A 13637-nucleotide genomic window follows, 5' to 3' on the forward strand; every position below is an offset into this window, starting at 1 on the left:
AGTCGGTCGCCGCCAACCTTTGCTCCTGAGCAGGCCCCCCTGATGCTTTCACCAGCAACAGGGGGGCCTCTCCCGTTTTAGGGCGCTATCCCCTACCCTATTACCCGAAAGCTATAACTTATGCTGTATGTAAGTAATAGTTATGATAAAGCCAGTGATTAAGCAGAGCCATACCATGCTTGATTTCCACTTTAAACAGACGAGGTACTATTTTTAGGATTCTCTGCTCTCGTTGTCAAACATCAGATGTTTTTAACATTGCATGCACAAATTATCTCTTGGCGCAAAGCTTTGTTTAGTCACTTGCGTGATAATGCGCGAGCAAGTTTTATTTAGACCCAGAAGAGTTGGGGTATAAGGCTAGCTTTAATGAGATGCGGTAGACCTTGTAACATCTCATTGCTAGCGAAGCTAATTACATGCCCCGGCTTCTTTAATTACGCACCGGAGCTTATGACAGCTTCTTCGCTGCCATCTTCCGGAACATGGGGCGTAGGGCGTAGAAAAGGATGGCGATAAGCGGCATCCCTGCCAGGAGCCAGATTGAGATAGCGCCCAGTTCGGCCCGCCAGAGCAGCTGCAGGGCGGCCCGCCAGTCGTTGGCGAAGAGCTGTTTGATACTATGCACGGTGAGCTCGCTTTTCTCGGTGGCCCCGAAGAGACGAGCACCCCAGCGCAGTAGTGGCACAATGAGTAACAACTGCAAGGGTGTCATCATATGGCTGATGACCTGCATAGCGGCCACATTTAAGCGCAGGCGTAAAGCCAATAGGGCAGCTACTGTAGTAATGGCCCCCAATACGGGTATCAGCCCAACCACAATGCCGACCGCGAAGGTGAGTGCCAGCTGTTCGGGTGAGAGGCCCTGCTTTAGTACGTCGAGCAGCGGCAGTATGAGCTTGCGTCGAAACCAACTTCCCTGGGGTGGCGGCGTGGGAAGCGGAGTAGAATCAGGAGCGGGCGAGGCAACAGGCTGCGACATAAGGGTGCGGGCCAGGGCCCCGTATCTTCGCCGGGGTGGGTTTGCGTAAAGCATTGTGCTTAGGGGCTGCCCGGCTTGTAGTATCCAATGACAAAAGTAACCCTGCCCGCCGAGCTGCCGGGCCCCTGGTGGCGTGAGCTGCTTATATTATTGCGCCGTGCCGGCCGTGAACTGGGCGCAAATGACCCGCTGCGGTTAGGCGCAGCCACAGCTTTCTTCACGTCTTTTGCCCTGCCGCCTATACTTATTATTCTGATGCAGCTGCTGAGTACGCTCTATCCCAGCTCATTGGTGCGCATGATGCTGCTTGACAAAATCAGCAACATGCTGGGGGCTAATGCCGGTGGACTAGTAGCTCAGATTATCCAAAATGTTGCCGACCCCACGCGTAGTCGGCTGGTGACGACTGCGGGCTTTGTATTTCTGCTGTTCGTGGCCACTACCTTGTTTACCATTATCCAACACTCGCTCAACCAGCTTTGGCAGATACGGCCACGACCCAGCTCGGGGCAGATTTCAATTGCTCTGCGCGAGCGGCTGCGCTCGGCAGGCATTATCCTGGCAACGGCCTTTCTGTCTTTACTGGCTTTTGCCGCCGATGCCGCGCTGGGATTGTTTGCTGAGCTGATTCGTGACTTCGATGCCACCTTCGTCTATTACATGGTGCGCTTGCTGAATGCGTTGGTTGGATGGCTGATTCTGGCCGTGTGGTTTGGCATCACCTTCCGCACACTCAGCCTGGCCAAAGTTCCATGGCGGGCCGTTACGCGCGGGGCCGCACTGACGGCTCTACTCATCAGCATAGGTGAGCTTATTCTTGGGAAGCTGCTGGTGGCCCGTGACCTTGGCCCGGTGTATGGCCCGGCCTCCAGCCTGGTGCTCATGCTGCTGTTTGTATTTTATTCGGCAATGATATTCTACTTCGGCGCGGCCTTTACCAAGGCTTACGCTCACCGTATTGGTCTGGACATACGCCCCAAGCGCCAGGCGGTGCGCTACAAGCTGGTGAATGTGCAAGAGGAAGGCTAGCCACGTGCTGCTTCTCCCTGTCACCTAAGATGTACCATTCCTACCAGCACAGCACGTTTAATTCTACCGACCCGGTTTATAAATACCTGGGCTTACTCCTTTGTCTTATCGTGCTGCCAAAAGGGTAAAGTGTATACGCATCCTTTTGCGGGGCACACCGGTAGGCAGGCCGCCTTTGCCCGCCGTACCTTTACTTCGTGAATACCGAAGAAACCCCCACGCCCGCCGCCCCCGAAGCCTCTGCTTTCGGCGCTTTTGCCCTCGCCCCTACCCTGCTTGCCGGCCTGGCCGAGATGGGCTTTACTGAGCCTACCGCCGTGCAGGCCCTGGTGCTGCCTGCCGTACTCGACGGGCAGGACGTAGCCGGCCAGGCTCCCACCGGGTCGGGCAAAACCGCGGCCTATGGCCTCGCCGTGCTGCAGCAGCTCGACACCACCGTGCAGGGCACCCAGGCCATTGTGCTGGTACCCGCTCGTGAGCTGGTACTACAGGTGCAGGGCGCCCTTAAGCAGTTAGGCAAGCACCTGCCCAACCTTCGCGTGGCAGCTTACTACGGCGGCCACGCCATGCGCGAAGAAGTGAAAAGCATGCAGCAGGCTCCCCACGTGGTGGTGGCCACCCCGGGCCGCCTGCTCGACCACCTGGAGCGGCGCACCATCATTCCCAACCAGCTGAAAGTACTGGTGATGGACGAGGCCGACAAGCTGCTGGAACTGGGCTTTCAGGAAGAAATTGCCACCATCATCAGCCGGCTGCCGCGCCGCCGCCAGACCTTGCTGTTCTCGGCCACCATGCCCGATAAGGTGCTGGCCCTGGTACGCGCCAACCTTACCCGTCCCCGCGTGATGAATGCCGGCGGCGCCAATGCCAGCACGCTGCCCGCCAGCCTCACGCTGAAAGGCCATGTGGTAGGCGCCGCCGACCAGAAGCCGGCTGCCCTGTTCCAGCTTGTAACCCAGCCCGCTGCCGGGCGCTGCCTTGTATTTGCCAATACCCGCGACCGGGTAGAGGAATTGACCCGCTTCCTGCGCGGGCGTGGGGTACTGGCCGAAGCCCTGCACGGCAAGATGCTGCAGCCCGAGCGCGACAAGAGCCTGATGAAGCTGCGCAATGGCTCGGCTACCGTGATGGTGGCCACCGATGTAGCAGCCCGAGGCCTTGATGTGACGGAGCTGGATACGGTTATTCAGTACGATGCCCCCGAACAGGCGGACACTTTCCAGCACCGTGCCGGGCGCACGGCCCGGGCCGGCGCAGCCGGCACCGCCCACCTTTTGGTGACGCCCCCCGAGCAAGGCAAGCTGCAGGCCTGGCCAGCCGCGGCCTCGGTACAATGGGCCGCTATGCGGCCGGCCAAGCTGCCGGCGGCGGCCCCCAAAGCGCCCCGCGCAACCACCATTACCCTCCATATATCGGCCGGTAAACGCGAAAAAATCAGTGCCCACGACCTGGTGGGTGCCTTCGTCAGCATTGGTGGCCTTGAGCGCGAAGCCGTGGGCCGCATTGAGGTATTCGACCACTACAGCTTTGTGGCCGTGCCCGAAGCCCAGGCTGAAGCTGTACTCGACAAGATGCAGGGCGCCAAGGTGAAGGGCAAAAAGGTAAAGGTGGCCTTGATTCGATAACAACCCCGATTACCCTGACTTGCTGTTGAGGGCACCGAATTGGGACCGGAAGCGAAAGCAAGGCAGCTCTATCTGACTTTTTCATACCACCCCATATGTCCAACAGTCTACTCCGCTGGATACTGGCTGCATGCCTATTCACTCCTGCCGTCCAGGCGCAAACTTATGAGCCTGGCTGGGTACTGCGCAGTAGCGGCGACACCCTAAAAGGCGAGGTTGAAAACGCCTTTTGGGTGGAGCCGCCCACCTTCATTCGTTTCCGACCCAACGCGGCCAGCCCCAGCGAGCTGTTCCGGCCGCGGCAGCTGCGGGCAGTAGGCTTCCGCGGGGGACGCTACTTCCGCTACGAGGCCCTGCCCATCGACCATGCTGCCCAAACCAACCTGGTGTCGCTGCCGCGGGGTAATAAGACCGATGTACAAACGGACTCCCTCCTAGCCGAAGTGCTACTCGAAGGCCATGCTACCCTGTTTCGGGTGGTGCGGCCCGGCACCACGCACTACCTCATTCAGCAGGCCGGGCGGCCCGTGTTGGAGCTGAGTGAACGGAAGTACCTGCGGGCGGAAGCCAATGGCACCTGGGTAATTGCCGATGGTAACAACTACCGTGCACAGCTCACCCTTTACTTCGGCGACTGCCCGGCTGCCCGCGATGCCGCCCAAACAACCGAGTTCACTACCAGCGACCTGGTCACACTGGTACAAGCGTATAACCAGCAATGCGGCCCCACCAGGCAGCCCGGTCGCAGCTACCTGGCGCAGCCGCAAGCCCTAATACCCCGGCGCAAGCTGGCCTTTATGGGCGGCCTGCTGGCAGGCCTTCGTTACAACCGCATCGAAAGCCCCAGCGCCAACATTGCTGGCCCCTGCGTCGATTGTGGCGTACACCCTTTCGCGGGCCTTTACGCCGAGCTGTTGAGGCCAGGGCGTAATCTGGCAATATACGGCGAGCTGAGCGGCAGCAAATTCAATAGCCAAGTACGTGAGTTTGCTGGCTATAATAGCCAGAACAGTACCTATCTATTCAGCCGCGTCGACTACCAGGCCTGGCTGGGCACGGCCCGCCTTGGGCTGCGCTACTTCTTCCCCCTCCCCCAGGAGTGGCAGTGGTTTATTACGGCGGGCTACGAGCTCAACTTCGTTTTCAGCCCAAGGGTCACGGGCACCACTAGTCCTCCCCCCCTGTACGCCGACGACGTTTCAATGGACAAATACGCTGCGCCTTCCCTGCTTCCTCACCTGGGCCTGGGCTTACGCAGCCAACGCTTCACGCTAAGCCTCGACGGCCAAGCCTATAAAAGCGTAGCGCCAGAAAATGATGGGACCTTTTTCTTCGCAAACTATGCGCTGCGCTTGGGTCTTGGCTACCGCCTGAGCCGCCATCCCGACCAGGCCCGCTAAATACGAACCTTGCCAACTTCCACTCCAATAAGGCAGGACCACCGCCGGATTCTATTCATCTGCAGCCAGAATAAATGGCGCAGCCTTACGGCTGAATACCTTTTTGAGGGTCATGCCCACTACGAGGCCCGCTCCGCGGGTACTGAGCCCGGCGCCCGGGTGCGCGTCACGGCAGGCCACCTGGGCTGGGCCGAGGCCATTTTCGTGATGGAGCGCCGCCACGCCGACCGCCTGCGCGAAAAGTTCGCTGCTGAGCTGGAGGGCAAGCCCCTCATCGCCCTGCGCATCCCGGATAAGTACCCGTTTCAGGACCCCAGGCTGATTGCGCTGCTGAATGAGCGGTTACTAACCTATCTGCCCTTACTTTAGGCGGCTCACTAACCGACTCTTATGCTTGCACGGGTAATCTGGCTGCTGACTTATTTGCTTTTGATTACCGCCCAGGCCCAGGCGCAGGTCTACGAGCCCGGGTGGCTTGTTCGCAGCAACGGCGACACCTTGCGGGGTGAAGTAGAGAATGGCTTTTGGATAGAAGCGCCTACAGCCATCCGGTTTCGTCGCACATCCGGCAGCCCCAGTGAGCTCTACAAGCCGCGGCAGCTTCGGGCCGTGAGCTTTGCCAATGGTCGCTACTTCCGCTACGAGGCCCTGCCCATCGACCACGCGGCCGAAACCCGGCCCAATATGCTCACCCGCGGCTATGCCCCCGATGTTCGCATCGACTCGGTTTTGAGTGAGGTACTGGTGGCAGGCCTCGGCTCTTTGCTCCGGGTAGTCAGCTCAAAATCTACCCATTACTTTCTAAGCATTCCCAATAAGCCCATCCTGGCGCTGGCCGAAAGGCTGTACTACCGTCAGAATAAGCAGGGTAGCTGGGCAGTGGTGGATGGTAACAACTTTCGCAACCAGCTGAGTCTGTATTTTCTCGACTGCCCCGCGGCCAAGCAGGCCGCGCAGCTGGCTGGCTTCACGGCGCCAGGACTGGCAGCCGTGGTGCAGGCCTATAACGAAGGATGCAGCCCCGTCCGGCAAGCCGGTGCCAGCTGGGTTGCGTTATCCAGCCCCGAGCGGCGGGTGGCGTGGCAGGGTGGCGTGGTCGCTGGTCTGCGCTTTAACTCCTTGCCCGGAAATTGGGCGGGAACGCAACCCACAGCCGGCTGCACCGACTGCACGCTCCGTCCGACCGCGGGCTTGTATACCGAAGTGTTTCAGCCCAGCCGCTCGGCTGCCTTGTACGGCGAAATAAGTGTGAGCCGCTTTAGCGGTCAGGGGCTGCGTCTCCTAACTACGGGAACCGGAGTTTTTTCTGCCGTCTCTTTTGATTACAATGCCTGGCTCACTACTGCCCGCATCGGGGTCCGGTACTTTATACCCCGGCCGCACGACCGGCAGTGGCTGCTCAGCTTTACTTATGAGAGTAACTGGGTTTCGACTCCCAGCATTACCTCGCCGGTACCTACCAGGATACCGGAGCAAGAAGACGTGTACGGCTTTCTCACCGGCACGCTGCTACCCAGCCTCGGCCTTGGCTGGCGGAGCCACCGCCTCACCCTGCTTGCCGAAGGTCAGATGTACCGTTCTCATGGTGAGGACATCTCCCGCCACTTTATTGGCTCTTACTACACCCTCCGGCTGGGCATGAACTATCGTCTGGGTAGAAACCCTGACCAAGCCGCCAAGCGCCCGGCCCGTCCGTAGCCAACTTCTGCCGTAATTACGCGTTAGACCGGCCCATGTCTTACCTGATTATTGCTGCGGTACTGGCCGCAATCATATACGCCTTCTACCGCTACGCCACGGCGGATAAGCGCCGCCGGGCAGCCGCTCTGGCCCTGGAGTTTCCCGCGGCCTGGCGCCAGATTCTGTCCGAGCGGGTAGCCTTCTACCTCTCGCTGACTAAAAATGAGAAAGAACGGTTTGAAAAGCAGGTGCAGGTTTTTCTGGCCGATACCCGCATTACCGGCATTCAAACCGAAGTAGACGACACCACCCGCCTGCTGGTAGCTGCCTCGGCCCTGATTCCCATCTTCGGATTCCGCGACTGGGAGTACCACAACCTGGGCGAAGTGCTGATTGTGCCCGATGCCTGGACGCTGAAAAACAACCCCAACCAGGAAGTAAAGCCTCTGCAGGGCACCCTGCTGGGCTCGGTGCAGAACTTCCAGAACCAGCACTACATGCGCCTGTCCAAAGCCTCACTGGAACAAGGCTTCCGCGATGGCATGGACCGGCAAAATGTGGGGGTGCACGAGTTTGCCCACATGCTCGACGAGGCCGATGGTGTTATCGACGGGGTGCCCAAAGCTGCCTTGCCACCAGAGCTGCTGCAGCCCTGGGCCGAGGTGATGCAGCGTGAGATTGCGGCCATACGGGCCGGTAAGTCGGAGATAAACGGCTACGGCGGCACCAACGAGGCCGAGTTTTTTGCAGTAGTGACGGAGTACTTCTTTGAAAAGCCCGAAAAGCTGCAGGAAAACCACCCCGAGCTGTATGAGCTGCTCAGCCGCGCCTTTAGGCAAAACCCCAAAAAGCGCTTTCTTCGCTTTGATGTTGACCCGCGCGAGTGGCTGAAGCAGCTGCGCAGCCGCAACAAGCTGGGCCGCAACGACCCTTGCCCCTGCGGCAGCGGCAAAAAGTACAAGGACTGCCACCTGAATGTGGCCAAGGCCGCGTAGCTGCACCCGCTCGGGGTGTTAAGGCTGGGATTCAACTTTGGCGCTGGCCGGCTTAGCTGTCAAATCCGGGCGCTTCCGTATTCTTACCTTATGAAAAAGCACCTGCTCACACTGTTGGCTGCTGCCTCACTGGTAGCCTGTCAGTCCGAAAACACATCCACCACCGCGGCCACCGCCGAACAAGCGGCCACTGCCCCCAACGAGTACCAGACCCGGGCCGACCAGTTTCTGAAGGCGTACTCCGAGGAATACGTACGCCTGTACACTGCCGCCAGCGAGGCGGAATGGCGCTCCAACACCCACATAGTGCCCGGCGACACGGCGAACGCCGCGGCTACTGCCCGGGCCAATGAGCGCACCGCCGCCTTCACTGGCAGCGCCGAGAACATCAAACAGCTTAAGGAGCTGCTCGAGCACAGGGACCAGCTCACGCCCCTTCAGGTAAAGCAGCTGGAAACGGCCCTTTATAACGCAGCCAACAACCCGCAGACCGTAGCCGACGTGGTGAAGCGCCGCATCAAGGCCGAGGCAGCCCAAACGGAGAAGCTCTACGGCTTCGACTACAGGTACGCCGGCAAGTCGGTTACTACCAACGACCTCGACGAGCTGCTGCGCAAGGAAACAAATCCGCAGAAGCGCCTGGCCGTGTGGGAAGCCAGCAAGGCCATTGGCCCCACGCTCAAAACCGGCTTGCTCAACCTGCGCGACCTGCGCAACCAGACCGTGCAGGCCCTGGGCTACCCCGACTACTTCACCTACCAGGCCAGCGACTACGGGCTGAGCCGCGACGAGATGATGGCCCTGGTGCGCAAAATCAACACCGAGCTGCGTCCGCTGTACCGCGAGCTGCACACCTACGCCCGCTACGAGCTGGCCAAAAAGTATGGGGTAAAGCAGGTGCCCGACTACCTGCCGGCCCACTGGCTGCCCAACCGCTGGGGCCAGGACTGGGGCAGCCTGGTGGAAGTGAAGGGCTTAAACCTCGACGCCGTACTGGCCAAGAAGGGCCCGGAGTGGCAGGTGAAGCAGGCCGAACGCTTCTATCAGAGCCTGGGCTTTCCCGCCCTACCGGCCTCATTCTACGAGAAAAGCAGCCTCTACCCGCTGCCCAAAGACGCGCAGTATAAGAAAAACAACCATGCCTCGGCCTGGCACATGGACTTGAACAACGACCTGCGCAGCCTGATGAGCGTGGAGGCCAACACCGAGTGGTACGAAACCACCCACCACGAGCTGGGCCACATCTACTACTACAGCAGCTACTCCACCCCGGAGGTGCCGCCCTTACTCCGGCAGGGAGCCAACCGCGCCTACCACGAAGCCATTGGCACCATGATGGGCCTGGCCGCCAAGCAAAAGCCCTTCCTGGCCGGCTTAGGCCTCATCGACCCCAACACCCAAACCGACCAGACCCAGGCCCTGCTGAAGGAGGCGTTGAGCTATGTGGTGTTTATTCCCTTCGCCTCGGGGGTGATGAGCGAATGGGAAAACAGCTTTTATGCCGAAAAGCTGCCCGCCGACCAGCTCAACGCCCGCTGGTGGGAGCTGTGCAAGCAGTACCAGGGCATGGTTCCGCCCACCAGCCGCGGCGAGAACTACCTGGACCCAGCCACCAAAACCCACATCAACGACGACCCGGCCCAGTACTACGACTACGCCCTGAGCTACGTCATCCTGTTCCAGCTCCACGACCACATTGCCCGCAACATCCTCAAGCAGGACCCGCATGCTACCAATTACTACGGCAGCAAGGCAGTGGGCAGCTTCCTGCGCGACATCATGGCGCCCGGCTCCAGCCGCGACTGGCGCGTGGTGCTGAAAGAGAAAACCGGAGAAGACCTTTCCGCCCGCGCCATGATTGACTACTTCCAGCCGCTGATGGCTTATTTGCAAGCCCAGAACAAAGGCCGCAAGTACACGATGTAACGCACCGGCAACGAAGAAGCCCGGCCCCGGGAAGCAGCTTTGCTTCCCGGGGCCGGGCTTCTTCGTTTGGCACTGCCAGAGGCACCGGCAGCTACGGAGCTTAGCTTCCGGTCTGCTGCAGTACCCAGTCGCGAATGCTTTCCAGCACCGTCGGCGCAATGATGGCAGCTGGCTTTTGCCCGTCGGAACCGGCCAGCAGGGAGGCCTCCGGGGCCTGGAACAGGTGGTTTATGCCGGGGAGGCGGCGTACCACAACCTTCTTATTGCCTTTAAGGCCTTTTTCCAGCACCGCCAGGTTTTCCGTGGGGTCAACTAAGTTGTCTTCCAGGCCTTGCAGCACCAGCACCGGGCACTGAATCTTGCCCAGCTCGTCCTTGGGGTCGAACGTCAGGAAGTAGCGGTTCCAGGGCGTCGTCAGGTCCAGCGCTCGGTTCCGTAGCTCGCCCGGGTCTTCGTTGGGATAGCGCTGGCGCAGCATGTTAAACAAGATGGCCTGGGCCTGGTCGTCGTTGGGCGTCTGCTTCACAATTTCCAGCATGGCGCGCCGGAATTTGATAGTGGCCTCTATCTGCTTACGCTCATCGGCTTTCTGCTTGAGGCGCTGCTGGGCCACATAGGTGTCGATTTGAGCAGCATTGGACCCACCGGCCCGCAGCTTGGCAACCTGCTTGGTCAGCTCAGCCTGAGCGGCGCGCCGCTCGGTGCCCAGCCGGGCCGTGTCGACCTGGTTAAAGGGTTCGGGCTGACGGGCCAGCAGCTCCTGCCCCAGCACGCCGCCGGCTGCCAGTGTCACCGCAAAGCTGGGCGAAGGCACCCGGGCAGCAGTGAGCAGGGCAACGTTGCCTCCCTCGCCGTGCCCGATAACACCCAGGCGGGCCGGGTCTACCTTAGGCAGCGTGCGCATGTAAGTCAGGGCGGCCTGGGCATCACGCACCAAGTCGGCCGTAGTAGCCGTTTTGCTGCTGCCCATTGACTTGCCTACGCCGCGGTCGTCGAGGCGTAGCACGGCAATGCCGTAGCGGGAAAGGTAAGTAGCCAGCCCGCCAAAAAGCTTATAGTCGCCCCAGGTGGCGTCACGGTCCTGCTCGCCAATATCCGACAGCAGCACCACGGCCGGGAACGGGCCGTTACCATCCGGCATGGTGAGGGTGCCAGCCAGCTTCACCTTATCGGCTACGCTGTTAACGGTGACTGTCTCCGTACGAAAGGTGCTAACAATGAGCGGAGCTGCCGTTGGGGCCGGCGCCGGGGCCGCTGCTGCCGGCTTTGCTACCGGCTCTGCTACCTGTTTGCTCAGCACCAGTGGGGCCTTGAAGCCGGTTTGAATCCATTGCCCACGCAGCTCTTTGCCATCGGCCGACAGGCGACTGATGAAGCGGCAGTCGGCAGTAGGCGCATAAAACACCACGGTATCACCGCGGCGCGTCATGGTCATGGGGTAATGGGTGCCTTTCTTCAGGGCCAGGGTGAGCTCGGCTATGGTGCGCCCCCCTGTTTCCTGAATCCCAATCTGCACGGGCTGTGAGCCGCCAGGCACCGGCAGGGGCCCTTTCCAGATGCCCGCCAGGCTAGGGGCAGCAGGAGTCTGTGCGGCGGCCAGCTTTGGCAGCAACGCTAAAATGAGTACCCAGCACGTCAGCAGCGGGGAAATATTCTTCATCGCAAGTTCAACAATACATCGCCACTAGTGCCGGGTAGAGGACAGTGGCCACTAAGACAACCCCAAAATGGGGCTGCAAAGTTACGGCAAAAGAACCCGGTCGATGACATGCACCACCCCATTTGTGCATTGCACATCCGGAATGACCATGTTGGCCGGCACAGCGTTGCCGTTTCCTTTCACCGTCATGGTTCCGTTTATAAAGGCTCCGGTGCTGAGGTTTGCCCCCAGGGCATTGGGGAGGCGGCTGCTCTCGGGCAGCTCGCTGCTGAAGCTGGCCCCGCTCAAGGTGTGGTTCAGCAGCACGTCGCGCACCAGGCTCATGGGAAGCTGGCGAATGTCGCGGGGTTGGTTCATGGGCACCCCCAGCTGAACGCCCAGGTCTTTAAAAGCCTGGTCGGTGGGCGCAAATACGGTAAATGGCCCCGGGCCGGAGAGGGTACCGGCCAGGTTGGCATATACCACGGCTTCTACCAGAAACGTCAGCTCCGACTTTACAAAAACCTGGGCAGTTTGCAGCGCAATGGCCGACTCAACGATGTTACCACCAGTTGCCAGCAGCACCTTATCGATGGCGTGTACGGTCCCATTGGATGCCTTGATGTCGGTAGCTATGATTTTTGAGCCGTTCACGTACAGGCTGCCATCGGCCCGGCGGATGATGCGACGCACCGGCCCCAGCGCCGATGGCGTCGTGCTGCCCGGTGTGAGGGCACTACTGGCCATGATGCCCCCCGTGACGTGATAAAATAGCGTGTTGCGCAGAAAAGGAATCTGCAACGAGGTCAGGTCAGTAGCATTGTTCAAACCCAACCGCGCAAAGGCCGCGTTGTTGGGGGCAAATACCGTGTAGTTCCCGCCCGAAGCCGGATTTGGATTTTTATTGGATAGAATATCTACTACACCACCCCGCACTGCGGCATCTTCCAATACCTGAAAGTCGGAGTTAGCTACCGCAATGCCAGCGATGCTAGGGTCTACGCCTTCATCCTTGTGGCAGCTGCTCAGCAGCAGCAGGCTCAACATTACAGGCGCTATCCTTTTAAAGGAAAAGTACTTCATATTAGTTAATGGCGGGTGAAAGTGATTCAGATATGGCGCCCGGGAGCAAAACGACCAACGAAAAAAAAAGGTGAGTGGATTGCTGTTCTGCAAATCCACTTTCTAATCCGTCGCCGTAAGTGGGCCGAAGTCGCTTCTGAACACTTTGCACGATACTTTGTTTTCGCCGCACTTCGAAACCTCTCAACTCTCCCCCCAGGAACTGCACACGTCAAGCTTTGACCTTCATGAAAAAATCGTACGTTACCATTTCTGCACTAGTGCTTGCCTTTTCTCTTGCTGCCTCCCCTACCCGCGCCCAAAGCCTCGTCAGCGGTTTTATGGCTGGCAAGGGCCAGGGCTCGGTGGTAATTTCCGGCACTACGGAGCAGTACAAGAATGTCTTTCTGGTGCCGGAAAAAGTAAATGGCGTTCCCATCTTCGAGGAGGTGCGCGTCAGCTCGCTTAACCTGTACGGCACCTACGGCATCACCGACAAGCTCGACGTTATTCTGAGCGTGCCTTACATCCGTTCGGAGGGCAAGGCCGACCCGCGCATATTTACCAGCCCGAACTACACCAACTCCCGTCAGGGCTTCCAGGATTTCAGCGGCATACTCAAGTACAAGCTGTATTCCCGGGAGCTGGGTAGCAGCATTTTGGATGTACTGGGCGTAGCCGGCGTAAGCACGCCCATCAGCAACTACGAAACCAGCCAGGGCCTGGAGTACATTATTGCCATTGGCAACCGGGCCACCAAATACACCGCTGCGGGCGTAGCCCATCTGAAGACGGCCTCGGGGGTATTTCTCACGGGACAGGCGGGCTACAGCCTGCGCGAAAACCCCGTACCCAATGCGTTTGTGGGGGAAGCCAAAGTAGGCTATGCCGGTCCTAAAACGTATGTAGAAGCCTACGCCTCCTTCCAGAAGTCGGATGGCGGCACCGATATTCTGCAGCCGGGCTTCGATGGCCTCTTCACCGCCACCAAGGTCGATTACGTGCGGGTGGGGGTGAGCATTTTCCGACCCATCGCCAAGGGAGTGGGCGTGGTGCTGGGGGCCAACACCTACGTTGCGGGCCGCAACCTGGGGCAGTCCACTGGCTTCTCGGCCGGCATCTCCTATAATCTGTAGCCCGCAGAGGGTCACATTCTGCGCCAGCAGGGCCCCCAGCCGGTATTCATTACAAAGGAAAGGACCTTAACGGCAAAGAGCGTCGGGCAAAACCAGCTGCCCGCTCCTTCCCGTTAAGGTCCTTCCCTTTGGCTAGCTGCAAACAATGTGCAGCATGCCTGGC

General features: G+C 59.6%; 11 protein-coding genes. 8 read left to right on the forward strand and 3 right to left on the reverse strand.

What is annotated here, in order from left to right; all coding sequences use genetic code 11:
- Nucleotides 1–451: 451 nt before the first annotated feature.
- Nucleotides 452–982 (reverse strand): DUF2062 domain-containing protein, encoded by a 531-nt coding sequence (locus ABD919_RS18120; protein ID WP_345237464.1) that lies wholly within the window; start codon nt 980–982, stop codon nt 452–454.
- Between the two features lie 87 nt (nt 983–1069).
- On the opposite strand from ABD919_RS18120, the gene ABD919_RS18125 reads away from it, so the two are divergent.
- From ABD919_RS18125 to ABD919_RS18155, 7 genes are all read left to right on the forward strand, one after another.
- Nucleotides 1070–2011 carry a YihY/virulence factor BrkB family protein gene (locus ABD919_RS18125; RefSeq protein ID WP_345237465.1) on the forward strand — a complete coding sequence of 314 codons (942 nt, stop codon included), beginning with the start codon at nt 1070–1072 and terminating at the stop codon, nt 2009–2011.
- A gap of 197 nt (nt 2012–2208) precedes the next feature.
- Nucleotides 2209–3636 carry a DEAD/DEAH box helicase gene (locus ABD919_RS18130; RefSeq protein ID WP_345237466.1) on the forward strand — a complete coding sequence of 476 codons (1428 nt, stop codon included), beginning with the start codon at nt 2209–2211 and terminating at the stop codon, nt 3634–3636.
- A 95-nt stretch (nt 3637–3731) separates the two neighbouring features.
- Nucleotides 3732–5036: a M24 family metallopeptidase gene (locus tag ABD919_RS18135; RefSeq protein WP_345237467.1), complete on the forward strand. Its 1305-nt coding sequence runs from the start codon at nt 3732–3734 to the stop codon at nt 5034–5036.
- Nucleotides 5037–5045: 9 nt separating this feature from the next.
- A complete protein-coding gene (locus ABD919_RS18140) occupies nt 5046–5405 on the forward strand; it encodes a low molecular weight protein tyrosine phosphatase family protein (RefSeq protein WP_345237468.1) in 360 nt (119 codons plus the stop codon).
- A gap of 21 nt (nt 5406–5426) precedes the next feature.
- Entirely contained in the window at nt 5427–6734 is a 1308-nt protein-coding gene (locus ABD919_RS18145; protein ID WP_345237469.1) for a hypothetical protein, read from the forward strand.
- A gap of 35 nt (nt 6735–6769) precedes the next feature.
- Entirely contained in the window at nt 6770–7711 is a 942-nt protein-coding gene (locus ABD919_RS18150) for a zinc-dependent peptidase (RefSeq protein WP_345237470.1), read from the forward strand.
- Nucleotides 7712–7801: 90 nt separating this feature from the next.
- Entirely contained in the window at nt 7802–9637 is a 1836-nt protein-coding gene (locus tag ABD919_RS18155; protein WP_345237471.1) for a M2 family metallopeptidase, read from the forward strand.
- Between the two features lie 100 nt (nt 9638–9737).
- Here ABD919_RS18155 and ABD919_RS18160 read toward each other — a convergent pair whose 3' ends face one another.
- Both ABD919_RS18160 and ABD919_RS18165 read right to left on the reverse strand, forming a co-directional pair.
- Nucleotides 9738–11297: an alpha/beta hydrolase family protein gene (locus ABD919_RS18160; protein ID WP_345237472.1), complete on the reverse strand. Its 1560-nt coding sequence runs from the start codon at nt 11295–11297 to the stop codon at nt 9738–9740.
- 81 nt (nt 11298–11378) lie between these two features.
- Nucleotides 11379–12323, reverse strand: coding sequence for a fasciclin domain-containing protein (locus tag ABD919_RS18165; RefSeq protein ID WP_345237473.1), 945 nt, complete (start codon nt 12321–12323; stop codon nt 11379–11381).
- Between the two features lie 296 nt (nt 12324–12619).
- Here ABD919_RS18165 and ABD919_RS18170 point away from each other — a divergent pair, with 296 nt between their 5' ends.
- A complete protein-coding gene (locus ABD919_RS18170; RefSeq protein ID WP_345237474.1) occupies nt 12620–13474 on the forward strand; it encodes a hypothetical protein in 855 nt (284 codons plus the stop codon).
- Nucleotides 13475–13637 lie beyond the last annotated feature (163 nt).

This window comes from Hymenobacter saemangeumensis (assembly GCF_039541835.1).
Classification (GTDB): Bacteria; Bacteroidota; Bacteroidia; order Cytophagales; family Hymenobacteraceae; genus Hymenobacter; species Hymenobacter saemangeumensis.